Raw genomic sequence first — 24,022 nt, forward strand, 5'->3', positions numbered from 1 at the left:
CTCCCTACCGACAGGATCTCCCGTTGCCGGTTTCCGCTGGTCAGGACCCCATCACCGTCGCCGTGCTGCACGGCGGGGAGACCCCGCCCGGCCTCGAGCGACACGCCGGTGACGCACGTCTCCGCTTCGCCGCCGACGCACGCGAGCTCGCCGACGCACTGCCGGGCAGTGACGTCCTGCTCACCTGGGACTTCACCTCCGACGCCGTCAAGGACGTCTGGGAGGCCACCGACACCTCCGCGCTGCGCTGGGTGCACACCGCCAGCGCCGGCGTCGACCGGGTCGCCTTCCCCGCGCTGCTCGCCTCGGGCGCGACGCTCACCAACTCGCGCGGGGTCTTCGACCGCCCGATCGCCGAGTTCGTGCTCGGCGCGGTGATCGCGTTCGCCAAGGACACCGCCCGCTCGCTCGCGCTGCAGCGGGAGCGGACCTGGCGCCACCGCGAGACCGAGACCGTCGCCGGGAAGGTCGCGACGGTCGTCGGGAGCGGGCCGATCGGACGCGCCGTCGCCGACCTGCTGGGCGCGGTCGGGATGCGGGTGCGACTGGTCGGCCGGCGCGCCGCGGACGGCGTACACGCCTTCGACGAGCTGCCCGGCCTGCTGCCCGACACCGACCACCTGGTGCTCGCCGCCCCGCTGACCGATGCCACCCGCGGGATGCTGCACGCCGGGACGATCGCCCTGCTGCCCGAGCGGGCGCGGGTCGTCAACGTCGGCCGGGGCGCGCTCGTCGTGCAGGACGACCTGACCGACGCGCTCGCGACCGGGCGGCTCGCCGGCGCCGCCCTGGACGTGTTCGAGGTCGAGCCGCTGCCCGCGACCTCGCCCCTGTGGACGATGGAGCACGTGCTCCTCTCCCCGCACATGTCCGGTGACGTCGTCGGCTGGAAGGACATGCTCGTCGAGCTGTTCGCCGACAACCTCGCGCGCTTCCGGGACGGCCGGGAGCTGCGCAACGTGGTGGACCCCGAACGTGGGTACGTGAGCTCATCCGCAGGAAAGGTGTGACTGCCGTGACGACCGCAGACCTCAGCGCCACCGAGCTGCTGGCGGGCTACCGCAGCGGCGAGATCTCGCCGGTGCAGGCCACCCGCGACGCGCTGGACCGGATCGAGGCCCACGACGGCGCGGTGAACGCGTTCTGCCTGGTCGACGCGGACTCGGCGCTGTCGCAGGCGAAGGACTCCGAGGCGCGCTGGCAGGCCGGGGAGCCGGTCGGGCCGCTCGACGGCGTCCCCACCTCGATCAAGGACATGCTCCTGACCATCGGCTGGCCCACCCGCCGCGGCTCGACGACGACGTCGCCGGACGGGCCGTTCGAGGTCGACGGCCCGCCGGTGGCCAGGGTCCGCGCCGCGGGTGCGGTGCTGATCGGGAAGAACACCACGCCCGAGCTGGCGTGGAAGGGCGTGACCGACTCACCGCTGACCGGCGTCACCACCAACCCGTGGGACCCGACGAGGACGGCCGGCGGCTCGTCCGGGGGCTCGGCGTCGGCCGTCGGGCTGGGGATGGGCCCGCTGTCGCTGGGCACCGACGCCGGCGGCTCGGTCCGCATCCCGGCCGCGTTCACCGGCACCGTCGCGCACAAGCCGACCTACGGCCGGATCGCCCACTACCCCGGTTCGGCGTTCGGGACGCTCGCCCACGTCGGCCCGATGACCCGCACCGTCGACGACGCCGCGCTGCTGCACGACGTCGTCGCCCAGCCCGACACCCGCGACCCGTGGGTGTTCGACGTGCCCCGCGAGTCCGCCGTCGAGCGGCTCGCCGGGGGCGCGCAGGGCCTGCGGATCGCGTTCTCCCCCACCCTCGGGTTCGTCGACGTCGACCCGGAGGTGGCGGCGCTGGTCGCCAAGGCGGTCGCGGTGTTCGCCCGTGAGCTCGGCGCGACCGTCGAGAACGCCGACCCCGGTTTCGCCGACCCGATCGAGCCGTTCCACACGCTCTGGTTCGCCGCGGCCGCGAAGTCCCTGGAGCCGATCGGCGCCGAGGCCAGGAAGGCCATGGACCCGGCGCTGGTGGAGATCGCCGAGCAGGGCGCCGGGGTCTCGGCGCTGGACTACCTGGGCGCGATGGCCGTGCGCAACGAGCTGGGGACGCTGATGGGCGCCTTCCACTCCGAGTACGACCTGCTGCTCACCCCGACGCTGCCGATCACCGCGTTCGAGGGCGGCCGGGAGGTCCCCGAGGGCTGGCACGACCCACGCTGGACGTCGTGGACACCGTTCACCTACCCGTTCAACATGACCCAGCAGCCCGCGACGTCGGTGCCGTGCGGCTTCACCTCCGCCGGGCTGCCGGTGGGGCTGCAGGTCGTCGGGCCGCGGCACGCCGACGCCACGGTGCTTGCCGCCGCGCACGCCTATCAGCAGGCGACGACGCACCACCTGCGCAGGCCCCCGCTGCTGGGCTGACCCCGTCCCGTACGACGCCGGCGCCGCACCCCGGGATCGGGTGCGGCGCCGGGGGCCGTCGGAGCGGGTGGGCTCAGGTGGCGTCCCAGTCGACCGGGGGCTTCTCGCCCGAGGCGAGCGGGGGCTGCGGCTCCCGGACGGGCGGCGGGGTGCTCGCCGCGGCCGCGCCCCCGGCCGCCGCCGCGCCACCGGCCGCCGCGGCGGTCCCGGCGCCGGGGGCGAAGCCGTTCGGCTTGACCGGGCCGGCGAACCCGTCGTCGGAGAACAGGCTGCGGGTGATCGCGGTGCGCGGGTTGAGCGAGCGCAGGCTGCGCAGGTCGTTGAGCGGCTGCTGGATCTGGTCGAACTCCGGGCCCAGCTCCTTCTTCAGGTGGTTCTGGGCGCCGCTCGCGAACTCCTTGACCTGGCGGACCGCGCGACCGACCCAGGCCGCGGCCTCGGGCAGCCGTTCCGGGCCCAGGATGAAGAGCCCCGCCACGACCAGGACGAGGATCTCCGGCATGCCGATGTTCTCGAACACAGCGCCAGCGTACGGGTACTAGCGCTGCCCGAGCGTGACGGTCACGGTGAGCGGTCGTCCCTGGCGGACGAGACCGACCGGGACCTGCTCGCCGGGGGCGTGTTCGCGGACGGCGACGACGAGCTCGTCGGCACTGGCGATGGGGCGCCCGGCGACGTCGACGACGACGTCGCCGTCGGCGATCCCGGCCGCGGCCGCCGGTCCCCCGGCGACGACGTTCTGCACCTGGGCGCCGTCCGTGGCGCCGTCGGTGACCGAGCGGGCGTTGACACCGAGGTCGGCGTGCGCCACGCGGCCGGTGCGGATGAGCTCCTCGGCGATGGCGCGGGCGTCGTCGATCGGGATGGCGAAGCCCAGGCCGATCGAGCCGCCCTGCGCCCCGGACTCGGCGCCGCCCGCGCTACGGATCGCGGTGTTGATGCCGACGACGGCGCCGGTCGCGTCCACCAGCGGGCCGCCGGAGTTGCCGGGGTTGATCGCGGCGTCGGTCTGCACGGCGTCGATCACCGCGTCGCCCGCACTGCCCTCGGGGTCGAGCCGCACCGGGCGGTCGACGGCCGACACGATCCCCGTCGTCACCGTGCCCGCCAGGCCGAACGGCGACCCGATCGCGATCACCGCGTCGCCGACGGCGAGCTCGCCGGAGCGGCCGATCGCGGCGACCGTCGGGTTCGCGACGGGCACCTTGACCACCGCGAGGTCGGTCATCGGGTCCGCGCCGACCACGGTGGCCGGGACGCGGGAGCCGTCGGAGAACAGGGCCTCGATGGTGCCCTGGCCCGGTCCGGTCGCCGGCGCGACGACGTGGTCGTTGGTGAGCACGTAGCCCGCGGGGTCGATCACGACGCCGGAGCCGTTGCCCGCCTGGTTGCCGACGGTCACCTCCAGCGAGACGACCGCGGGCAGCACCCGCGAGGCGACCTCCGACACCGAGCCGGGCGGCCGTTCCCGGGCGGGCTCGGTCGCGCTCAGCACGGCTCCGGGGCTGGTCAGTGCGCTCGCCGCGGTGGCCGTCCAGTGCCCGATCAGGCCGCCCGCCGCACCGACGACGAGGGCGAGCACGCCGAGCAGCGCCAGCGCGCGCGGCTGAACCCGCCTGCCGAACAGGACCTCGCGGACGCTCAGCCGGGGGCCGTCGGGCCGGGGACCCCCACCGGGGCCGTCGCCGTCGCCGGGCGGAGGGGCGGCGACGACCGGCGTGCCCGGGTCGCGCCACGGGTCGCCGGTCGAGCCGCCGGGCCAGAACGGGTCCTGCTCGGCGCTCTGCTCACCCCCGCGCAGCGCGTCGCCCGACGCACCGGGCGGACGCTGCAGACCACCGGCGGGGTCGCCGCCGGGTGTGCGGTCCGGGCGGCCGAACGCGCGGGCGACCGCGGCGGTCGGTGGGGGCACCGTCGGCAGCGACCCGTTCGACCCGAGGTGCGACGACGGCGGCGCGAACGAGCTGCCGACACCGTCCGGGCGGCCGAAGGCGGCCTGCTCGCCGGGGTCGGTCGCGGGACGGTCCAGCGGGCGGGGTCGCAGCCGCGGCGGGGCGGAGCCGTGGGCCTCCGGGTCGGCTGCGCCGTCCGGGCGGATGCCGCGGTCGTCGCTCACCGGGTCACCCCGGAGCCCGGGGAGACTGCTCCCGACGATCGATCAGCCGGCACGGCGTCCACCCAGTACACCCGCACAGCCTGCCCGGCGGGCGGTGAAGTCGGTGTATCGGTGACGCGTCAGGGCGTCGGGGAGATGTCGGCGTCACCGGTCGGCGTGGCCGAGGTCGTCGGCGACAGCGGCGCACCGGTCGAGCCCACCGTGGTGGCGGCCGGGACGGCCGTCCGCCGCGACGAGGCGGGCACCGGGGTGGCCGCGAACCGGGCGACGGCCGCGGCACCCGGGCCGGGGACGACCGGCCCGGCCGGGGTGGCGGTAGTGGCGGCGGGCAGACCGAACGCGAGCGCGCCGAGCGCCAGCCCGGACACGGCGGCACCGGTGCCCAGACGCACCCGTCGCGACCGGCTGGCGCGACGGCCGTGGTCGCCCTCGACCGGCGCCGGGCGCAGCACCGACACGAGCTGGCCGTCCGGGGTGAGCGACAGGCCCGCCGGCGGCGGGGGCAGCTCGGTGTCCTGCGGGATCGCGCGCAGCGTCGACATCAGCGACGGCGGCAGCGTGGGGGCGTCGGCACCGCGCAGCGCGGTGCGGGCCCGCCGCTGCTCGGCGACCTCCACCGCGCAGTCGGCGCAGCGCTCGAGGTGACGGGTGGCGCGGTCGTGCGGACCGGCGGCCAGCTCGTCGTCCACGAAGGCGACGACCGCCTCGAGCGTCAGGTGGGTCGTCCCCCAGTCCGGGGGGACGACCTGGAAACGCCGTCGCTCGGTCACGGGACCAACTCTGCCACCGGACCGCGGTCGGATGCCACCGCCTGCTCCTCCGCCGCGGCCGCGCGGTGCCGCTCCAGCGACGCCCGCAGCGCGGTCCGCCCCCGGTGGATGCGGCTGCGGACGGTGCCGAGCTTCACCCCGAGGGTGGCGCCGATCTCCTCGTAGGACAGGCCCTCGACGTCGCACAGGACGACGGCGACGCGGAAGTCCGGGGGCAGCTCGTCCAGCGCGGCCTGCAGGTGCGGGTCGAGGTGGTTGATCGCGAACACGGTCTCGGGCTCGGGGCCGCCGCCCGGGAGCCGGTCGGTGTCCTCGGGCAGGCCCTCCATCCGCAGCCGGGCGCGGCGGCGGACCATGTCGAGGAACAGGTTCGTGGTGATGCGGTGCAACCAGCCCTCGAAGGTGCCCGGCTTGTAGGACGCCAGGGACCGGAACACCCGGATGAAGGTCTCCTGGGTGAGATCCTCGGCGTCGTGCTGGTTGCCGGACAGGCGGTAGGCGAGTCGGTAGACGCGGTCGGCGTGCTCCCGGACGACCTCGTCCCAGGTGGGCGGGGTCCAGTCGGCACCCTCACCGGGGCGGGTACCGGCGGCGGCGTCCCGGAACGGGGCGTCGTCGGTTGCGCGAGGGGCGGACATCGGGGCGGGGCACCTCCGTGGAGTCGCGACCGTGTCGTGGTGTCGATCGGCCGCGAGGCTTCGTTCGTTGCACCACAGACTGCCCGCCACCCATGAGGAGGATGTGAAACCCGTCTGAGAGAAGTCTGTGAAACCGACGACGGATCATGCGGCGATAATCTTGCGCCATGAGCACACCCGCGGGGGCGGCCGCGTACGCCGAGGGCTACCTCGCCGAGGACGACGCGTGCGGCGAGGCCCGCGCACTGGGCACGGCGGCGGGCGCGCACCCCATCTCCGCGGCGGGCGGGGCGGCGCTGTCGGTGCTGGCCGCGACGGTCTCCGCGCGGGCCGTCGTCGAGATCGGGACCGGAGCCGGGGTGAGCGGGCTGTACCTGCTGCGCGGCATGGCCGGGGACGGGACGCTGACCACCATCGACGTCGACCCGGAGCTGCAGCGCTCGGCCCGGCGCACCTTCCTCGCCGCCGGGTACGGGCCAGGGCGCGCACGGCTGATCAACGGGATGGCGCTGGAGGTGCTGCCGCGGCTGACCGACGGCGGCTACGACCTCGTCGTCGCCGACGCCGTCCCCGCCGAGTACCCCGGCTACCTGGCCGAGGCGATCCGGCTGCTGCGGCCGGGCGGGGTGCTGGTGCTGGAGGGTGTGCTCGACGGCGGCCGGGTCGCCGAGCCGGGTGCCGCGCACGGTCCGGGTACGGCCGCACTGCGCGAGACCGCCGCGCTGGTCCGCGACGACGAGCGCCTGCTGTCGGCGCTGCTGCCGGTCGCGGACGGGATGCTCTGCGCCGTCCGCAGGTGAGCGGAGCGAACGCGGCACCGGCACCGGCAGGTGAGCGCTACTGTGCCGTGACGCCCTTGCCCAGGACGACGACGCCGCCGTTGGAGACGGTGTAGCGACTGCGGTCGAGGTTCAGGTCGACGCCGATCAGCGCGCCGTCGGGGACGACGACGTTCTTGTCGAGGATCGCCCGGCGCACGACCGCGCCCCGGCCGATCCGGGCGCCCGGCAGCACGACCGAGTCCGAGACCTCCGCACCGCCCGACACCGACACGTTCGGGCTGATGACCGACCGGCGCACGATCGCCCCGGAGATGATCGTGCCCGCGCCGACGATCGAGTCCTGCGCGATGCCGCCCTCGACGAACTTCGCCGGCGGCAGCGCGGGCACCGCGGTGCGGATGGGCCAGCGTTGGTTGTAGAGGTTGAAGATCGGGTGCACCGAGACGAGGTCGGTGTGCGCGTCGTAGTAGGCGTCGATGGTCCCGACGTCGCGCCAGTAGCCGGCGTCGCGCTCGGTGGCGCCGGGGACGACGTTGTCGGCGAAGTCGTAGACGTGCGCGTCACCCTTGGCGACGAGCGCCGGGATGATGTCCCCGCCCATGTCGTGGTCGGAGTCGGCGTTCGCCGCGTCGGCCTTCAGCGCGTCGAGCAGCGCCTCGGTGGTGAACACGTAGTTGCCCATCGAGGCGAAGGTCACCTCGGGGTCGTCCGGCACATGCGGCGGGTCGGACGGCTTCTCGAGGAACTCGGTGATGCGGCCGGTCTCGTCGGAGGCGATGCAGCCGAACGCCTTGGCCTCGGCCCGCGGCACCCGGATCCCCGCGACGGTGACGCCCGCGCCGGACTCGGCGTGCTGGGCGATCATCTGCGCCGGGTCCATCCGGTAGACGTGGTCGGCGCCGAACACGGCGATGTACTCGGGCTGGTCGTCGTAGACCAGGTTGAGGCTCTGGAAGATCGCGTCCGCCGAGCCGGTGTACCAGCGCCTGCCGAGACGCTGCTGGGCCGGGACGGTGGTGATGTACTGGTCGAGCACCGACGACAGCCGCCACGTCGTCGAGATGTGCCGGTCCAGCGAGTGCGACTTGTACTGGGTCAGCACGCACAGCCGGTCCATCCCGCAGTTCACGAGGTTGGACAGCACGAAGTCGATGAGCCGGTAGTTGCCACCGAACGGGACGGCGGGCTTGGCACGGTCCGCGGTGAGCGGCCAGAGCCGCTTCCCCTCGCCACCGGCCAGCACGATGCCGAGAACCCTTCCGGGAAGACGTCCGGACGCGGTCGGTCGCATGGCGTGAACACTAGTGGGCGCCCGGTGGCGGGGCCATACGTCCGGGCCCGCCGGGCAGGGTCGGACCGGATCGGACGCAGCGATCGCCCGGCGGACTCCTCGCGCCGCGTCCGCCCGCCCCGGTAGCGTCCCGGCCCGTGCGCGTCGGCCTTCTCACCCGTGAATACCCGCCCGCCGTCTACGGCGGCGCCGGAGTCCACGTGGGACATCTCGTCCCCGCCCTGCGGGAGCTCGTCGACGTCGACGTGCACTGCTTCGCCGAACCGGGCAGCGACGCCCCGGCCGACGCGCGCGCGCACTCCGCGCCGCCGCTGCCGGACGGGGCGAACGCGGCGCTGACCACGCTCGGGGTGGACCTGTCGATGGCCGCCGAGCTGGAGCGCTGCGACGTGCTGCACTCCCACACCTGGTACGCCAACATGGCGGGCCACATCGGCGGCCTGCTGCACGGGCGCCCGCACGTGGTCACGGCCCACTCGCTGGAGCCGCTGCGGCCATGGAAGGCCGAGCAGCTCGGCGGCGGGTACCGGCTGTCGTCGTGGGTGGAGCGGACCGCCTACGAGGCGGCGGACGCCGTCATCGCGGTCTCCCACGGCATGCGCCGCGACGTGCTGAACGCCTACCCCGCGATCGACCCGGACCTGGTGCACGTGGTGCACAACGGCATCGACACGCAGTTCTACGCGCCCGACCCGGCCCGCGACGCGCTGCTGGCGCATGGCGTCGACCCGGACCGGCCGCTCGTGGTGTTCGTCGGCCGGATCACCCGGCAGAAGGGCCTCGGGCACCTGGTCGCGGCGGCGCACCGGTTCGACCCGTCGGCGCAGGTCGTGCTGTGCGCGGGCGCCCCGGACACGAAGGAGATCGCGGCCGAGACCGAGCGGGCGGTGGCGGAGCTGTCCGCCTCGCGCGACGGCGTCGTGTGGATCCAGCGGATGCTCGCCACCGGCGAGGTCCGCCAGCTGCTGTCGGCGGCGACGGTGTTCGTGTGCCCCTCGGTCTACGAGCCGCTGGGCATCGTGAACCTGGAGGCGATGGCCTGCGGTACGGCCGTGGTCGCCTCCGACGTCGGCGGGATCCCGGAGGTCGTCGACGACGGCGTGACCGGCCTCCTCGCGCACTACGACCCGGCCGACACCGCCGCGTTCGAGGCGGCACTGGCCGAGGCGGTCAACGCGCTGGTCGCGGACCCGCGACGGGCCGCGACGATGGGTGAGCGGGGCCGGGAGCGTGCGGTCGCCGAGTTCGCCTGGGCCGAGATGGCCCGGCGGACGCTGGAGGTCTACGAGTCGGTGGCCTGAGGCCCGTCACCGGGCCCCGGGTACGACGACGGCGGGACCGGTTCCCCGGTCCCGCCGCGTCGTGTCCGTTCCGTCGGCCGTCAGCCGACGGTCGACTTCAGCGCCTCACTGAGGTCGGTGGCCTCGTCCGGGGTCATCTCGACGACGAGACGCCCGCCACCCTCGAGCGGGACGCGCATCACGATGCCCCGGCCCTCCTTGGTGACTTCCATGGGCCCGTCGCCGGTGCGGGGCTTCATCGCGGCCATTCGTCCGTCCTCCGTCAACATCCACAACTGTCGTTCCCCGGTGCGCGCTCGGGGCACGCGCCGACCGTGGGACCACATTGTCCCCCATCACCGGCGCCGAGGTGCAACCGAGGCGATCACGGCTCGGCAGCGATACCCGCGGCGTTCACGCAGCGCAACGGCCCGGCGACGCTACGGCGACCCCGGTCCGGTCCCCCGCGGGCCCTTCGGGGCGGCCCCGGCACGCCAGCAGTACGCGACGTGGTCGTCGACCAGACCGGTCGCCTGCATGAGTGCGTAGCAGGTGGTGGGACCGACGAACCGGAAGCCGCGCTTCTTGAGCGCCTTCGACAGCGCCGTCGACGCGGGTGTGGAGCCGGGGACGTCGGACAGCCGTGCCGGGCGCGGGTGGTCGGCCGGGTCGGGTGCGTAGGAGGCGAGGAACGCGCCGAGGTCGTCGCCGGCGTCGAGGAGGTCGAGCACGGCGCGGGCGTTGGAGATCGTGGCCTCGATCTTCATCCGGTTGCGGACGATCCGGGCGTCGCCGAGGAGGCGGGCCACGTCGTCGTCGCCGAAGCGGGCGACCGTGTCCGGGTCGAAGCCGGCGAAGACCTCGCGGAACGCCGGGCGCTTGCGCAGTACGACGATCCAGGACAGCCCGGACTGGAACGCTTCCAGGCTCATGCGCTCGAACCAGGCCGCGGTGCCGTGGACGGGGCGGCCCCACTCGTCGTCGTGGTAGGCGACGTAGTCCGGTGCTGAGAGCGCCCAGTCGCAGCGGGGGCGGTCGTCGTGGGCCGAGGGGCCGGGCGATGTCACCGGCCGGCCCGGTAGCGGTCCTCGGTCCGCTCGGCCATCCCGCGCAGCGAGTGCGCGACCCCGGCCCGGAACGCGGGGCGCACCAGCGGCCAGCCGAACCGGCCGAGCGCGCCGAGCGGCAGGTCGAGCAGCTCGGTCCACAGGAACCGCGACCGCGCCGGGCCCAGCTCCACGACGACGAACACGCCGTCGCCGCGGATCACGGTGCCGGTGTGGGTGACGACGATCCGCCGCTCCCCCGGCGCACCGGCGGGTGGTTCGGTCCACTCGGTGACCCGCATCGTGTCGGCGACGCCGAGCGGCCCGACCCCGGTGACCGCGCGCAGCTCGGTGCCGACCGAGCGGCCGTCGCCCGCGGTGATCTCGACGGTCGTGCCGAGCATCCAGTCCGACTGGCCCTCGAGGTCGGAGACGACCTCCCACAGGACGTCGGCGGGCACGTTGACGTCGACCGGGACCGTCAGCTCCACCCGGCCGCCACCGGCCGGCCGCACGCCCGGGGTGCGGTCGCCGACCCCGCCGTCGCGGCCGTCCCCGCTCCTGCCTGCGGTACCGCCATCACCACTGCCGTCGTTGCTCGTCACCCGGGTCCTCCTCGGCGCGCATCCGCGCGATCGTCGCCTCCAACCGGGCCACCCGGTCGGCCAGCTCGTGCCGGTCGGTCCGGACCCGGTCCAGCTCGCCGGCCAGCCGGTCGAGTGCCCAGTCCACCTCAGCCATCCGGTATCCGCGCAGCACCTGCTGGAAACGCAGGTCACGGACGTCGGTTCCGGAGACCTCGCGGGCGGGCAGCCGGGTGGGTGTCGCGTCCGGGGCGAGCGGGGCGAGCTCCTCCCCGCGGCCGAAGACCGCGGCCGCCAACACGAACACCAGCGCGGCGACGCCGGCCAGGACGATCACGTACGCGAGGGCGGTCCCCATGCCGCCATCTCATCACGCCGGTCCGACGACGGGTCTCACCCCACGCGGGCGGCGGGTGCGACCACCGGCTCGGCGGACCCCCCGTCGCGCACCCGGCCTGGTGGGGGCCGGTCCACCTGGCGCAACGGACGGGTCTCGGTGCGCCATCCCGTCTCCGTACCGTGGCCGGTGCGCACGTGGCCGGGGAGGGCGTCGTCGGGGAGGAACGCGGTGAGTCCCGCGCCGGAGTCCTCGACCCCGCAGCGGGCCAGGGCCGTGGCGAGGACCTCGCGGGAGGTGCGGCCGAGCTCGTGCAGCGGGCGGTTGCGGTGCCGGCGCACGCCGAGGTCGGCCTGCGCGATGGCCGCGGTCCCGCCGACGACGGTGTCGGCGTCGGTGTCGAGCAGCAGGCCGATGTCGACGCCGTAGCCGGTCGCGAACGGGAGCCGGTCGAGCAGCTCGCGGGTGGCGGCGTACTCGCCCCCGATGGGCTGGCGGACGTGCCGCAGCCCGGGGCGGAGCGCGGCGAGCAGGGGGCGGGCGAGCAGCTCGGTGACACGGCCGCCCTCGTGCCCGCTCGCCTCGTCGGGGCCGCAGGCACCGCCGGGGCCGGTGAGCGGGCGCCGGTGGTAGCCCTTGACCAGCGCGGTCCCGGGCCGGGTGAGCAGCGGCGCGAGGAGCCGTTCGACGAGCTCGGGGTGCGGGTCGACGAGGTCGGCGTCGACGAAGCAGACCAGGTCGGCCGGGCGCGGCCCGTTCCCCAGGGCGACGACGGCGCGCCACATCGCCTCGCCCTTGCCCGGCAGCACCCGGACGCCGGGCACCGCACGCTCGCGGCCGAGCACCCGTGCCCCGGCCGCCGCAGCGCACTCCGCGGTGCGGTCGCTGCTCCCGGAGTCGAGGACGACGAGGTCGTCGACCAGCGGGGACGGGCCCTCGCACAGCCGGGTCAGCCCGGCGACGAGCGCACCGACCGTCGCCTCCTCGTCCAGGGCGGGCAGGACGACGGCGATGCGACGGCCGTCCTTGCGGGCGGCGAGCCGGGCGGAGAGGGTCACGGGCTCAGGTGAGCGGACGGGCGCACTCGTCGAGCGCCGCGCCGGCCAGCCCGGCGGGGTCGGCCGGAGCGGAGTCGCCGCCGCGGACCTGCCGCAGCCGCTCGATCGGGGCCCGTGAGGCGAACCCGCGGTCGGCGAGGCCGGCGACCCAGTCGACGAGGCCGTCCCAGTGGCCGTCGGGGTCGAGCAGCACGACCGGCTTGCCGTGGAGGCCGAGCGACCCGGCCGTCCAGACCTCGAAGAGCTCCTCACAGGTCCCGATGCCGCCGGGCAGCGCGAGGAACGCGTCGGCACGATCCTCCATCTGCTGCTTGCGCTCGCGCATGCTCTCGACGACGAGCAGCTCGTCGCTGTCGTGGTCGGCCCACTCGCGCTCGACCATGGACCGCGGGATGACCCCGACGGTGCGGCCGCCCGCCTCCCGGGCGCCGGCCGCGACCGCACCCATCATCGACTTGCGGCCCCCGCCGGACACGAGCGTCCAGCCGCGGGCGGCGACGGCCCGGCCGACCTCCCGGGCGAGGTCGAGGTAGTGCGGGGCGACGCCGTCGGAGCTGGCGCAGTAGACGCAGACGGCGAACCCGGGCTCCGGACCGGCCATCAGTGCGTCTCCTCCCAGGCGTGGTAGGCCTCGTTGACCACGTCGACGGCGTCGTCGATGTCGTCGGTGACGTGCAGCAGGTCGAGGTCCTTCTCGCTGATCTTGCCGTCGGCGAGGACGGTCTTGGCGATCCAGTCGTAGAGGCCGCCCCAGTAGTCGCTGCCGAGCAGGACGACCGGGAACTTCGTGACCTTCTTGGTCTGCACGAGGACGAGCGCCTCGAACAGCTCGTCGAGCGTGCCGAACCCGCCGGGCAGGCAGACGAACGCCTGCGAGTACTTCACGAACATCGTCTTGCGGGCGAAGAAGTAGCGGAAGTTGATCCCGAGGTCGACCCACGGGTTCAGGCCCTGCTCGAACGGCAGCTCGATGCCGAGCCCGACCGAGAGCCCGCCCGCCTCGGAGGCACCGCGGTTCGCGGCCTCCATCGCGCCCGGGCCGCCCCCGGTGATGACGGCGAACCCGGCTCCGGCGAGCCGCGCCCCGAGCTCGCGGCCCAGCTCGTACTCCGGGGAGCCGGCCTGCGTGCGGGCCGAGCCGAACACGGTCGCCGCGCGCGGGAGTTCGGCGAGCATCCCGAACCCCTCGACGAACTCGGCCTGGATCCGGAGCACCCGCCACGGGTCGGTGTGCACCCAGTCGGCCGGGCCCCGGGAGTCGAGCAGCCGCTGGTCGGTGGTGGTCGGCTCGATGCTGCGTTCGCCGCGCAGCACCACCGGGCCACGCTGCTTCTCGGGCTGCTTCTCGTGCAGCGTCCGGGGATCGGCGTTCTCGTCGGCCATGGCGATCACGGTATTCGGGCGGCGACGCCCCGCCCCCGCCGGTGGGGTCGTCGGCGCTGTCGTCGGCGCGGGCCCGGCCGGCCGGCTCCGGTCAGGCGGGGTGGCCCGCGAGGTAGCGGCGCAGCACCTCGGTGCAGGCGGTGATCGCGTCCTCGGCGACGTGCTCCTCGCGGGTGTGGGCGAGGTTCGGGTCGCCGGGCCCGTAGTTGACCGCCGGGATGCCCAGCGCGGCGAAGCGGGAGACGTCGGTCCAGCCGTACTTCGCCCGCGGCACGGCCCCGGTCGCGGCGACGAACTCCGCGGCCGTCGGCGCGGACAGGCCCGGCAGCGCACCCGGCGAGAGGTCGGTGACGACGAGCGGGAACCCGTCGAACACCTCTCGGACGTGCTCGACGGCCTGCTCGGCGGACCGGTCCGGGGCGAACCGGAAGTTCACGGTGACGACGCACTCGTCCGGGACGACGTTGCCCGCGACCCCGCCGCCGATCCGCACGGCCTGCAGACCCTCGCGGTACTCGCAGCCGTCGATGTCCACCCACCGCGGCCGGTACGCCGCCAGCCGCGAGAGGATCTCCCCGGCCCGGTGGATCGCGTTGTCCCCCAGCCACGACCGCGCCGAGTGCGAGCGTCGTCCCGCGGTCCGCAGCTCGACGCGGAGGGTGCCCTGGCAGCCGGCCTCGAGGGTGCCGTCGGTGGGCTCGCCGAGGATCGCGAGGTCGGCGTCGAGCCAGTCCCGGTGCTCGCGCTCGATGCGGCCGAGCCCGTTGCGCTCCGCCTCGATCTCCTCGCAGTCGTAGAACACCAGGGTGAGGTCGTGCCTCGGCTCGGCCAGCGTGGCCGCGAGATGCGCGAAGACGGCATCGCCGGACTTCATGTCCGAGGTGCCGCAGCCGTGCACGATCCCGTCGTCGCGGCGCGACGGCACGTTGTCCGCGATCGGCACGGTGTCGATGTGCCCGGCCAGCAGCACGCGGTGCGGACGCCCCAGATCGGTGCGCGCGAGCACCGCGTCACCGGACCGCAGCACCTCCAGGTGCGGTGCCTGGGTCCGCAGTGCGGCCTCGAGCGCGTCGGCGAGGCGCCGCTCGTCCCCGGACACACTGGCGATGTCGACCATCGCGGCGGTCAGGGTCACCGGGTCGGACGTGAGGTCCAGCGCGGGCAGCGTCGTCGTCACCGGCCCGACGCTACCGACCCGCCCGGGCGCCCCTCCTCCGCGACCCGGCCGCGCGGGCACTCCGGACCGACCGCCGCGGCGCCGGATCGACGCCCCCGGCCCGTGCCGCGTCGCCGGGGGGGGCTCCCTGGTCGTGGCTTTGCTCTGCTCACCAATACGCAGCACGGGCCCACGGGCGCCTCTCGCGCCCCTCCCGTCGCCCCCGGATCGGGGCAGGGTCGGGGCGTGAACGGTCTCCGTTCGCCTTCTGGGGGCGCCCCCGGACCTGCCCGCTGCGTATCGGTGAGCAGAGCAAAGCGACGCACGGACGGCCACCTCCGGGCGACCGATCCGGCCGCGGGCCCGCCGTGTCGATCATCGCCGGCACCGGCGACGGCCGGGTTGTCCACAAGTGCGCGAGTTGTCCACAGGTTCGCAGGTCACCGGTGCGTTCCGGGCTCGCGGACGCAGGCTCGGTGCATGGACATCATCGAGGGCGACCGGTTGCCCGCGGAGCCGCCGCCGGCACCGGTCGACGTCGTCGTCCCGGATCTGTCCGGCCTGGTCCGGCGGGTGCGGCGGAGCGCGGACCTGTCGCAGCGGGAGCTCGCGGAGCGGACGGGGCTGGCGCCGTCGACGATCGCCCGGATCGAGAGCCGGTCGCTCGCGCCGGCGCTGGACACGCTGGCCGCGATCCTGTCGGTCGCGGGGCTGCGGCTGGTCGTCGTCGACGCGGAGAACCGGCGGGTGCCACCGATGGAGGACCCGCCGGGTGACCTGCGGGACGGGGCGGGGCGCAGGTTCCCGTCACATCTGGACGTGATCCTCGACCCGCTGCCCGGCGAGTGGTGGGGCGACCGGTACGGCTGCGCACGACCGCCGGAGACGTTCCACCGGGATCGGCCGCTGCGCGACGCGATGCGGCGGCGCAGCGTGTGGGAGGTGCGGGTCGCGCAGTTCCGCACCGTGCCGCCACCGCCGACCATCGAGCACTGGATGATGATGCAGGCCCGGTGCCGGGCGTGCGGGCGGCTGCCCGACCCGCCACCGCCGCCGTTCGCGCCGACCGCGGTGCTCCGCTACCTGCAGGCCGCGGCCCTCCTGCTCTCGGCACGGGCAGCCGATCATGAGGACGTGTCCCGGCGCACCCACCGCGGCGTGCCGTGGGCGACGGCGGGCCGGTAGGTTCGGGGCCCGTGAGCACCGAGTACCGCCGCGAAGGCGCTTCCGGAACCGGCCTGGCCACGGTCACGACCGACGGCACCGTCCTCGACGTCTGGTACCCGGCGCCGGTGCTGGCCGGGGGCTCGTCCGACGACGCCGTCGACCTGGCGCACCTCGTCGGGACCGACGAGCTGCGTGGAGTCCGCACCGAGATCGTGCGCACCGAGATCGCCTCGCTGGCCGACGCGCCCGCCGATGCCGCCGACGTCTACCTGCGGCTGCACCTGCTCAGCCACCGCCTCGTCCAGCCACACCAGGTGAACCTCGAGGGCCAGTTCGGGCTGCTCACCAACGTCGTCTGGACCAACCACGGCCCGTGCCCGGTGCCCGGGTTCGAGCTCACCCGGGCGACGCTGCGCGGCCGCGGCCCGGTGATCGTCACCCATGTCGACAAGTTCCCGCGGATGGTCGACTACGTGATCCCCGCCGGCGTCCGCATCGGTGACGCCGACCGCGTCCGGCTCGGCGCACACCTCGCCGAGGGCACGACCGTCATGCACGAGGGCTTCGTCAACTTCAACGCCGGCACTCTCGGCGCGTCGATGGTCGAGGGCCGGATCTCCGCCGGTGTCGTCGTCGGGGACGGCTCGGACGTCGGCGGCGGTGCCTCGATCATGGGGACGCTGTCCGGTGGCGGCAAGGAGGTCATCTCGATCGGCCGCCGCTGTCTGCTCGGCGCGAACGCGGGCCTGGGCATCTCCCTCGGCGACGACTGCGTGGTCGAGGCCGGTCTCTACCTCACGGCGGGCACCAAGGTCACGCTGCCCGACGGCAGCACCACCGCGGCGCGCGAGCTGTCCGGTCAGAACGGGCTGCTGCTGCGCCGCAACTCGGTGTCCGGCGCGGTCGAGGCGCTGGCCCGTACCGGCGACGGCATCGCCCTCAACGCAGCGCTGCACGCCAACTGACGGCCCGGCAGCGGTTCGCGGCGGAACGACCCACAGAAGCAGGACGGCAGGGACATGGTGGGTATGGACGGGGCTGCACAGCCTCCGGGGAACCTCTACGGCGCCGCGGACCTCGGTGAGCCGCTGACCGCGGGACCGCAGGACCCGCCGGTGGCGCACGTCCGCGCGCTGCTGGACAAGCGGCTGCGCGCGATGCTGCGGCACGAGCCCGGTGTGCGCGACGGATCCGAGATCGAGGACCTGCACCAGATGCGGGTCTCCGTGCGGCGGATGCGGGCGGCGCTCAAGGCTGCCCGCCCCCTGCTCGAGCACACCTGGGCGGACCTGCTGCGCGCCGAGCTCGGCCGGCTCGGCCGGGCGCTCGGCCCGGTGCGCGACCTCGACGTGATGATCGCCCGCCTCCGCGGTGAGGTGGCCACGCTGCCGTCGGCCGAACTGGCCGCCGGTGAGCGACTGATCGCGGTGCTGGAGGCCGAGCGGGTCGGTGCGCGGGCCGAGATGCTCGACGAGCTCGACTCCGACCGGCACGCGGCACTGCGTCGCTCGCTGGTCGAGGCCGTCTCCGCTCCGCTGCCGGAGCCGCCGGAGGAGGTCGCGCGCCCCGAGCTGATCGAGCTGGTCCGGGCGGAGACCCGCAAGCTCGTCAAGGCGGTGCGCCGGGCCGGGCCGAACCCGCCGGACATGACCCTGCACGACCTGCGGATCCGCACCAAGCGGCTGCGCTACACCGGTGAGCTCGTCGCACCGGCGATGCGCGACGCGGACGGGTCCCGCACCGACGACGCCCGTCAGGTCCGCCGGATGTTGAAGGCCGCCGCCGGACTGCAGGAGGTCCTGGGGGACCACCAGGACGCCTGCGTCGCCGAGCACCGCATCCGCGCCCTGCTCGACGAGCTGGGCCCCGGCCCCGACGCCCACGAGGTCTTCGTCGGCGGCCGGTTGGTCGAGCGGGAGCGGGCCCGTGCCGAGGCGCTGCGCGAGCAGTGGTGGGCCGCGTGGGAACGTCTGGCCGAGCAGGCCGAGGCGCTCTGAGACGGCGCCCGCTCAGCGCGGACGGTCCCCGATCCTGACCACCGCGCCGCCCTGCAGCGCGGCGCCGATCAGAAGCAACGCGATCGCGGCCGGGAACCCGGCGGAGTCGATGACCAGGCCCATCACCAGCGGTCCCACCCCGGCGGAGAGGTAGCCGATACCGAGGCCGAAGCCGCTGACGGCGGCGCTGCGGGCAGGGGTCGGCGTCCGCCAGGCGATCACGGTCAGTCCCAGCGGGAACCCGGCGCCGACCCCGATCCCGATCAGGATCGCCCACAGCCACGGCAGTGGCGTCCCTTGCGCGGGGGCGAGCAGCACCCCCAGCGTCCCGGCGGCCGAGCTGAGTACGGACAGCGCCGCCCAGAACCGCCACCGGCGTCGTCGCTCGGCCGCGGCCGGGAACAGCAGCGCCGACGGGATCTGAGCAATGCTCCACACGGCGAGGAGGAGCCCGGCCCCCTGGGGCGACCAGCCCTGCGACTCGTAGAACGGCGACAGCCAGGTCAGCCAGCCGTAGAAGATCGTCGACGTCCCGGCCAGGTAGCAGGCGACACGGCGGGCGAACGGGTCGTGCCGGACCCGGACCTCCTCGGCGAGCGAGGGGCCGTCGCCGGTCGCCTCCGGGGCGCCCACGGGCTCCCGCCGGGCGAGACCGATCCGGCTCGCGACCGGGATCCACACCGCGACGGCGAGCACCGCGGGCACCGCCCACACCGCGAGCGACCACGACCAGCCGCCGAGCGCGACGGCCAGCGGCACGGCGACCGCGGACGCGACCGTCGCACCGATCATCATCGAGACGACATAGGCACCGGTCACCGCACCCGCACGCTCGGCCAGATGCTCCTTGACGACCCCGGTGAGCAGCACCCCGGACACCCCGATGCCGAGCCCGACCAGCACCGAGCCACCGACCAGCGCGGGCAGCGCCATCACCGACCGCAGCAGACTGCCCACCGCGATCGTCGCCACGGCGACGCCGAGCAGCCGCTCACGGCCGACCCGGACGGCGACGGCGGCGGCGCCGAACGAGCCCACCGACATCATCAACACCGCGCCGGCCTGCACCAGACCGGCCGCGCCCGCCCCGATCCCGAGGTCGGCCCGCGCGGTCTCCAGCAGCGGCGGGTACCCGGCGAGCCCGGCCCGCAGGTTGACCGCGAGCGCCAGCACCCCGAGCAGGACCAGGGCGGGCCGGACGACCGGCCGGGACCGGGCCACGGGGGCGCCAGGCCCGGCGCCTCCGGGTAGGTTCCGACCACCGGGACGCGGTGCCTGCATTCGACGGCTCCTTCGCCTGCCGGCTCGCTGCACCGGCCTCGTCGCTACCGGGGCGATCCTCTCCCGGGATCCTTGCCTATCGCAACGACGGCGACGGTCAGGCCGCGCCGAGCCGCTCGACCGCGGCGTCGATCCGCTCGTCCGGCGCGGTCAGCCCGACCCGGACGTGCTGGGCACCGGCGGGTCCGTAGAACTCACCGGGTGCGACGAGGATCCCCAGGCCGGCGAGCCGGTCCACGGTCTCGCGGCACGGCTCGTCCGCGCTCGCCCACAGGTAGAGCCCGGCCTGCGAGTGCTCGACCGTCAGCCCGGCCTTCTCCAGCCCGGCCCGCAGGCGGGTGCGACGGGCGTCGTAGCGGGCGGCCTGCTCGGCGACGTGCGCGTCGTCGGAGACGGCCGCCTCCAGCGCGGCCTGCACCGGACGCGGCACGATCATGCCCGCGTGCTTGCGCACCTCGAGCAGCCCCGACACCAGCGCCGGGTCCCCCGCGACGAACCCGGCGCGGTACCCGGCGAGGTTCGACACCTTCGACAGCGAGTGGACGGCCAGCAGCCCGGTGGTGTCGCCGTCGCAGACGTCGGGGTGCAGCACCGACCGCGGGGCCGGGTCGGCGTCGCCGGGCAGTCCGAGGTAGCACTCGTCGGAGGCGACGACCGCGCCCCGCTCCCGTGCCCAGGTCACGACCTTGCGCAGGTGCTCGACCGGCAGGACCCGGCCGGTGGGGTTCGACGGCGAGTTCAGCCACACCAGCCGGACCCGGGCCGGACCCGCGGCGGTGAGGCCGTCGGAACGGACGTGCCCGGCCCCCGCCAGCCGCGCCCCGACCTCGTAGGTCGGGTACGCGAGCTCCGGGATGACGACGGTGTCGCCCGCGCCGAGGCCCAGCAGCGTCGGCAGCCACGCGACCAGCTCCTTGGAGCCGATCGTGGGCACCACCGCGGCCGGGTCGACCCCGGACACGCCGAAGCGCCGCTGCAGCGAGGCGACGACCGCCTCGCGCAGCGACGCCGGGCCGTGGGTCGTCGGGTAGCCGGGCTCGGCGGCGGCCGGCCCGGCCACCGCGTCGCGCAGCACCCCGGGGACCGGGTCCACCGGGGTGCCGACCGACAGGTCGACGATGCCGTCCGGGTGCGCCGCCGCGCGCTCACGCGCACCGGTCAGCGAGTCCCAGGGAAAGTCGGGGAGGTCGAGCCTGCTCACTCGTCGTGTTCCTGCGGGGGCAGGCTCTTCGCCGGCTCCACGTCACGGTCGACCTTGCCGAGCTTCGAGGCGCCGCCGGGCGAGCCCAGCTCGTCGAAGAAGTCCACATTGGCCTTGGTGTAGGCGGCCCACTGGTCGGGGACGTCGTCCTCGTAGTAGATGGCCTCGACGGGGCAGACCGGCTCGCAGGCCCCGCAGTCGACGCACTCGTCGGGGTGGATGTAGAGCATCCGTCCACCCTCGTAGATGCAGTCCACCGGGCATTCCTCGATACACGCCTTGTCGAGCAGGTCGACGCAGGGTTCGGCGATCACGTAGGTCACTTCGGTGGTCCTCCACTCGGAGCAGCGGGCACCCGGAGATCATGTGGTGGCGGGGTGCCCGGTCAAACTGGGACGCCCGCAGGTTAACCCGCGCCCCCCGGCGGGGCAGGAGTGAGGTGGTCGGCTTCATGCTCGACGAGCTGGCAGGACGGCGGGTGGCCCTGCGCCACCGCATCGCGCCGGAGGGCGCACCGGGCCCCGGACTGACCGACGCGGTCGGTGAGCTGGAGCCCGACGGGCCCGACGCCGTCGTCGTACACACCCGGTCGGGCCCGGTCCGGGTGCGGCGCGACGCCGTCGTCGCCGTCCGCGAGGTGCCGCCCGCCCCGGCCCGGCGGGCGTCCCGGGCGGCGGTGGACCGGCTGGAACGCGTACGGGCGGCGGCCTGGCCGGCGCCGGTCGCCGAAGAGCTGGGCGGCTGGCTGCTGCGCGCGGCCGGCGGCTGGACGCGGCGGGCGAACTCCGCGCTCGCGCTCGGCGACCCGGGGATGCCGGTCGAACGAGCCCTGGAACGCGTGCGGGAGTTCGCCGGGCGGCACGACATCGCCCCGACGGTGCAGGCCCCGGTGGACGCGCCCTGGTCGAACCGGGTGGCCGAGGCGGGCTGGGTGCGGGCCGAGGACCCCGGGACCTGCACCGTGCTCGTCACCCGCGCCGCGTCCGACGGCCCGGCGCCGCAGTGGCCCGCGACGCCCGGACCGGACTGGTGGGCCGCGCAGGGCGAGCCGGAGCCCGGGCCCGGCGCGCCCGCGTGGGCGGTGCTGACCGGGGCGCTGCGTCCCGGTGAGCAGAGCGGAGGGACGGGCACGGACCGCGTCGAGGTCGGGTTCGGCACGCTCGCCGACGCCGGCGGGACGCCGGTCGCGTCGGTGCGCGCCGCCGTCGTCGACTCCCACGTCTACGTGTCGCGGCTGTGGGTCGTCCCGGCCGCGCGGCGCGGCGGTCTCGCGGCCCGGCTCACCGGGCAGGCGCTGTCCTGGGGCGCGGCGCACGGGGCGCGGCACGGGATGCTCGACGTCGCCGACGACAACACCGCCGCGCTCGCCCTCTACCGCGCCACCGGCTGGACCGACCACCACCGCTACCACTACCTGGTCCCCCCGGATCCGGCCTGACCGGAGGGTCAGGGGCTCAGGCGAACCCGCGGCGGAGCAGCCAGGCGCGGGCCTGCTTGGCGGCGCGCTTGAGCCCCGACCACTCCCCCAGGTATTTCCCGACGACGCCGACGACCGGCAGCAGCCCGAGCCACTGGTGGTAGAAGCGGCCGTGCGGACGCTTGCCGAGCTCGTCCTCGACGCCCCACAGGGCCCGCCCGAGACGCCACACGGCGCTGCCGACGCGCTTGAGCGTGGCCCGCTTGCCGTCGCCGGCGAGATCACCGGTGAGCTCCTCGGCGCGGGCGTCGGCATCGGCGTCCTCGGCCGCGGTGAGCTCCCGGGCGGCGAGGTCGAGCTCGCGCTGGAACAGCACCGACGCCAGCAGCTCGACGAGCCGGTCCTCCGAGCGGACGCCGTGCTCGCCCGCGATCGCGACGAGCAGCAGTCCCTCGCCCGCCGCGCCGACGGCGTCGGACACCGGCAGGGTGCGGGCCAGTGCCCCGCCCAGACCCGGGATCGCGGCGATCAGCGTGGTGAACCGGCCGACCCGGTAGACCCACCAGTCGGTGCGGGCGGGGACGTCCATCGCCGCCCAGGCCGAGGTGCCGGGGACCTTCACCGACGCCAGCGCGTCGAGGATCTTGTCGGCGAGCGAGCGTTCCTCGTCGGTCGCGTCCTCCGGACGGTCCGAGCCGGGCGTCACCCGGGCCCGCAGGCCGAACGGGTCGGACTCGCGCAGCCCCTCGAGCACCGGCCGGGTGGCCCGCACGAACGGGCGCAGGACCCGCACCAGGTCGTCGTCGGAGATCGTCATCGGGTCACCCTCCGGTCGTTGCGGCCGGCCGCCAGCCGGTCGAGCGCCCTGCGGAACGACACGACGCCGGTCACGGCGCCGGCGACGAGCAGCAGCAGCGACTCCCAGTTCACCGGGAGCAGGAGGTCCCCGCCCGGGCCGAAGAAGCCGAGCACGAGCACCGCCGCGAACCACACGACCAGCGGGGCGGCCGCGCCCGCCGGGGTCGGGAGGATCTCGGTGGCCGTGGTGTGGATCAGCCACGGCAGCGAGACGACCACGATCACCGTGCCCAGCGGCACCGGGACCGGCCCGATGTAGAGCATCTGGAACATCAGCTCGAAGGCCACCAGCAGCAGCGAGATCACCAGCAGCACCAGCGTGAGCGGGAGCCTCGTCACGTCGCTCACCCGTCGACCCCCTCGAACAGATCCGTCTCCGTCGTGCCGGGCGGCGCGCCGGCGAGTACGTACTCCTCGACCCCCAGCAGCGGCTGGACGATCCCGTTGCTCATCGCGAACGCGACCCAGCCGTCGCCGCCGCGGACGTCGATCTGGGTGGCGTGCGCCCGCATCGCCGCGACCCGCTCGTCGTCGTGGGCGTCGACGTCGACCCGGGTGGTGACGGCGGCGGCGTCGTGGCCGGGGTGCTCGTCGGGCTCCGGCCAGCGCAGCCCGGTGCGGTCCGGGTCCCCGCCGAGCGCGGAGAGCAGCTCGGTGAGCCCGTCGTCGAGCAGCGCGCTCGACCGCACCGCGAAGTACAGCTTGGCGACGACGTCCGGGCGCGCCCCCGCCGCGGCGACGACCAGCTCGTGCGCCCGGACGTGGTCGGGATGGCCGTAGCTGCCGTCGGAGGCGTAGGAGACCAGCACCTGCGGGCGGACCTCGTCGATGATCTCCAGCAGCTGGGCGAGCTGGGTGCCGAACGGCTCCGGGGCGGCGAACGCCCGCGGGTGCAGCTCCGGCGGGAGCGCGGCGCGGGTGCCGTGCCCGGCCAGCACCATGCCGGAGTCGCGCCAGCGCCCGGGGCCGCCGAGCCAGCGGTGCCGGGGCCCGCCGAGGGCGGTCAGCGCGGCGTCGAGCTCGCGGATGCGGTAGCCGCCGAGCTGGTCACCGCGGTCCGGGGCGAGCTCGGCCAGCTCCGGACCGATCACCTCGCCCTCCTCACCGAGGGTGCAGGTCACCACGGTGACCTCGCAGTCGGGGTCGGCGGTGTAGCGGGCGATGGTCCCGCCGGTGGTCAGGGTCTCGTCGTCCGGGTGGGCGTGGACGAGCAGGAGGCGACGAGCAGGCACGCCGGGAGC

Annotated in this window: 27 protein-coding genes; 8 read left to right on the forward strand and 19 right to left on the reverse strand. The window is 75.1% G+C overall.

The genetic code is table 11. The annotated features are described in order from the left end of the window. The first annotated feature begins 23 nt into the window (after window positions 1-23). Complete coding sequence (locus AC0GKK_RS10460; protein ID WP_489883699.1) at window positions 24-1,010, forward strand: D-2-hydroxyacid dehydrogenase; 987 nt, start codon at window positions 24-26, stop codon at window positions 1,008-1,010. 5 nt (window positions 1,011-1,015) lie between these two features. Further along, complete coding sequence (locus AC0GKK_RS10465) at window positions 1,016-2,419, forward strand: amidase (RefSeq protein ID WP_489883700.1); 1,404 nt, start codon at window positions 1,016-1,018, stop codon at window positions 2,417-2,419. A 73-nt stretch (window positions 2,420-2,492) separates the two neighbouring features. Here the strand turns inward: AC0GKK_RS10465 and tatB are convergent, their stop codons facing one another. From tatB to sigE, 4 genes are all read right to left on the reverse strand, one after another. Further along, the gene (gene tatB, locus AC0GKK_RS10470; protein ID WP_251785702.1) at window positions 2,493-2,939 is read right to left on the reverse strand and encodes a Sec-independent protein translocase protein TatB; all 447 of its coding nucleotides are present in this window, start codon (window positions 2,937-2,939) and stop codon (window positions 2,493-2,495) included. Window positions 2,940-2,957: 18 nt separating this feature from the next. After that, complete coding sequence (locus AC0GKK_RS10475) at window positions 2,958-4,535, reverse strand: S1C family serine protease (protein ID WP_489883701.1); 1,578 nt, start codon at window positions 4,533-4,535, stop codon at window positions 2,958-2,960. Window positions 4,536-4,654: 119 nt separating this feature from the next. Then, window positions 4,655-5,305 (reverse strand): anti-sigma factor family protein, encoded by a 651-nt coding sequence (locus tag AC0GKK_RS10480; protein ID WP_489883702.1) that lies wholly within the window; start codon window positions 5,303-5,305, stop codon window positions 4,655-4,657. Then, complete coding sequence (sigE, locus tag AC0GKK_RS10485) at window positions 5,302-5,943, reverse strand: RNA polymerase sigma factor SigE (RefSeq protein ID WP_062400471.1); 642 nt, start codon at window positions 5,941-5,943, stop codon at window positions 5,302-5,304. The genes AC0GKK_RS10480 and sigE overlap by 4 nt, the downstream gene beginning before the upstream one ends. A 167-nt stretch (window positions 5,944-6,110) precedes the next feature. Here sigE and AC0GKK_RS10490 point away from each other — a divergent pair, with 167 nt between their 5' ends. Then, a complete protein-coding gene (locus AC0GKK_RS10490) occupies window positions 6,111-6,743 on the forward strand; it encodes an O-methyltransferase (RefSeq protein ID WP_062400469.1) in 633 nt (210 codons plus the stop codon). Window positions 6,744-6,780: 37 nt separating this feature from the next. Here AC0GKK_RS10490 and glgC read toward each other — a convergent pair whose 3' ends face one another. Then, complete coding sequence (gene glgC, locus AC0GKK_RS10495; protein ID WP_208819300.1) at window positions 6,781-8,016, reverse strand: glucose-1-phosphate adenylyltransferase; 1,236 nt, start codon at window positions 8,014-8,016, stop codon at window positions 6,781-6,783. 137 nt (window positions 8,017-8,153) lie between these two features. On the opposite strand from glgC, the gene glgA reads away from it, so the two are divergent. Further along, window positions 8,154-9,317 carry a glycogen synthase gene (gene glgA, locus AC0GKK_RS10500; RefSeq protein WP_489883703.1) on the forward strand — a complete coding sequence of 388 codons (1,164 nt, stop codon included), beginning with the start codon at window positions 8,154-8,156 and terminating at the stop codon, window positions 9,315-9,317. Between the two features lie 80 nt (window positions 9,318-9,397). Here the strand turns inward: glgA and AC0GKK_RS10505 are convergent, their stop codons facing one another. From AC0GKK_RS10505 to dapE, 8 genes are all read right to left on the reverse strand, one after another. After that, complete coding sequence (locus tag AC0GKK_RS10505; RefSeq protein ID WP_010241564.1) at window positions 9,398-9,565, reverse strand: DUF3117 domain-containing protein; 168 nt, start codon at window positions 9,563-9,565, stop codon at window positions 9,398-9,400. A gap of 171 nt (window positions 9,566-9,736) precedes the next feature. Then, window positions 9,737-10,363: a DNA-3-methyladenine glycosylase I gene (locus tag AC0GKK_RS10510; protein WP_489883704.1), complete on the reverse strand. Its 627-nt coding sequence runs from the start codon at window positions 10,361-10,363 to the stop codon at window positions 9,737-9,739. Further along, window positions 10,360-10,947, reverse strand: a complete 588-nt coding sequence (locus AC0GKK_RS10515) for an SRPBCC family protein (protein ID WP_482636630.1) — start codon at window positions 10,945-10,947, stop codon at window positions 10,360-10,362. Before AC0GKK_RS10515 ends, AC0GKK_RS10510 begins: the two co-directional genes overlap by 4 nt. After that, complete coding sequence (locus AC0GKK_RS10520) at window positions 10,922-11,284, reverse strand: DivIVA domain-containing protein (RefSeq protein WP_178374339.1); 363 nt, start codon at window positions 11,282-11,284, stop codon at window positions 10,922-10,924. The genes AC0GKK_RS10515 and AC0GKK_RS10520 overlap by 26 nt, the downstream gene beginning before the upstream one ends. 35 nt (window positions 11,285-11,319) lie before the next feature. Then, on the reverse strand, window positions 11,320-12,321 hold the full coding sequence (locus AC0GKK_RS10525) for a glucosyl-3-phosphoglycerate synthase (RefSeq protein ID WP_489883705.1): 1,002 nt from the start codon (window positions 12,319-12,321) through the stop codon (window positions 11,320-11,322). A gap of 4 nt (window positions 12,322-12,325) precedes the next feature. Continuing rightward, window positions 12,326-12,922: an LOG family protein gene (locus tag AC0GKK_RS10530; protein WP_073577739.1), complete on the reverse strand. Its 597-nt coding sequence runs from the start codon at window positions 12,920-12,922 to the stop codon at window positions 12,326-12,328. After that, complete coding sequence (locus AC0GKK_RS10535; RefSeq protein WP_224403482.1) at window positions 12,922-13,704, reverse strand: LOG family protein; 783 nt, start codon at window positions 13,702-13,704, stop codon at window positions 12,922-12,924. Before AC0GKK_RS10535 ends, AC0GKK_RS10530 begins: the two co-directional genes overlap by 1 nt. Before the next feature lie 91 nt (window positions 13,705-13,795). Next, window positions 13,796-14,869, reverse strand: a complete 1,074-nt coding sequence (gene dapE, locus AC0GKK_RS10540) for a succinyl-diaminopimelate desuccinylase (RefSeq protein WP_489884006.1) — start codon at window positions 14,867-14,869, stop codon at window positions 13,796-13,798. 471 nt (window positions 14,870-15,340) lie between these two features. Here dapE and AC0GKK_RS10545 point away from each other — a divergent pair, with 471 nt between their 5' ends. From AC0GKK_RS10545 to AC0GKK_RS10555, 3 genes are all read left to right on the forward strand, one after another. Then, a complete protein-coding gene (locus AC0GKK_RS10545) occupies window positions 15,341-16,045 on the forward strand; it encodes a helix-turn-helix domain-containing protein (protein WP_405419148.1) in 705 nt (234 codons plus the stop codon). Window positions 16,046-16,056: 11 nt separating this feature from the next. Continuing rightward, on the forward strand, window positions 16,057-16,992 hold the full coding sequence (gene dapD, locus AC0GKK_RS10550) for a 2,3,4,5-tetrahydropyridine-2,6-dicarboxylate N-succinyltransferase (protein ID WP_405419151.1): 936 nt from the start codon (window positions 16,057-16,059) through the stop codon (window positions 16,990-16,992). Window positions 16,993-17,055: 63 nt separating this feature from the next. Further along, window positions 17,056-18,024 (forward strand): CHAD domain-containing protein, encoded by a 969-nt coding sequence (locus tag AC0GKK_RS10555; protein ID WP_489883706.1) that lies wholly within the window; start codon window positions 17,056-17,058, stop codon window positions 18,022-18,024. 12 nt (window positions 18,025-18,036) lie between these two features. Here the strand turns inward: AC0GKK_RS10555 and AC0GKK_RS10560 are convergent, their stop codons facing one another. The 3 genes from AC0GKK_RS10560 to fdxA all read right to left on the reverse strand — a co-directional run bounded on the left by AC0GKK_RS10560 (window position 18,037) and on the right by fdxA (window position 20,829). Beyond that, window positions 18,037-19,245 carry an MFS transporter gene (locus AC0GKK_RS10560; protein ID WP_253068296.1) on the reverse strand — a complete coding sequence of 403 codons (1,209 nt, stop codon included), beginning with the start codon at window positions 19,243-19,245 and terminating at the stop codon, window positions 18,037-18,039. A 157-nt stretch (window positions 19,246-19,402) separates the two neighbouring features. Beyond that, on the reverse strand, window positions 19,403-20,506 hold the full coding sequence (dapC, locus tag AC0GKK_RS10565) for a succinyldiaminopimelate transaminase (protein WP_405419156.1): 1,104 nt from the start codon (window positions 20,504-20,506) through the stop codon (window positions 19,403-19,405). After that, the gene (gene fdxA, locus AC0GKK_RS10570; protein WP_020626080.1) at window positions 20,503-20,829 is read right to left on the reverse strand and encodes a ferredoxin; all 327 of its coding nucleotides are present in this window, start codon (window positions 20,827-20,829) and stop codon (window positions 20,503-20,505) included. Before fdxA ends, dapC begins: the two co-directional genes overlap by 4 nt. 128 nt (window positions 20,830-20,957) lie before the next feature. On the opposite strand from fdxA, the gene AC0GKK_RS10575 reads away from it, so the two are divergent. Beyond that, the gene (locus tag AC0GKK_RS10575) at window positions 20,958-21,944 is read left to right on the forward strand and encodes a GNAT family N-acetyltransferase (RefSeq protein WP_489883707.1); all 987 of its coding nucleotides are present in this window, start codon (window positions 20,958-20,960) and stop codon (window positions 21,942-21,944) included. 16 nt (window positions 21,945-21,960) lie between these two features. Here AC0GKK_RS10575 and AC0GKK_RS10580 read toward each other — a convergent pair whose 3' ends face one another. The 3 genes from AC0GKK_RS10580 to mshB are packed head-to-tail and all read right to left on the reverse strand — an operon-like array spanning window position 21,961 to window position 24,013. Then, a complete protein-coding gene (locus tag AC0GKK_RS10580; protein WP_062400446.1) occupies window positions 21,961-22,740 on the reverse strand; it encodes a hypothetical protein in 780 nt (259 codons plus the stop codon). Continuing rightward, a complete protein-coding gene (locus AC0GKK_RS10585) occupies window positions 22,737-23,129 on the reverse strand; it encodes a hypothetical protein (RefSeq protein ID WP_489883708.1) in 393 nt (130 codons plus the stop codon). Before AC0GKK_RS10585 ends, AC0GKK_RS10580 begins: the two co-directional genes overlap by 4 nt. Further along, window positions 23,126-24,013 (reverse strand): N-acetyl-1-D-myo-inositol-2-amino-2-deoxy-alpha-D-glucopyranoside deacetylase, encoded by an 888-nt coding sequence (gene mshB, locus AC0GKK_RS10590; RefSeq protein WP_489883709.1) that lies wholly within the window; start codon window positions 24,011-24,013, stop codon window positions 23,126-23,128. Before mshB ends, AC0GKK_RS10585 begins: the two co-directional genes overlap by 4 nt. Window positions 24,014-24,022 lie beyond the last annotated feature (9 nt).

Source organism: Pseudonocardia sp. P-1 (assembly GCF_058111925.1).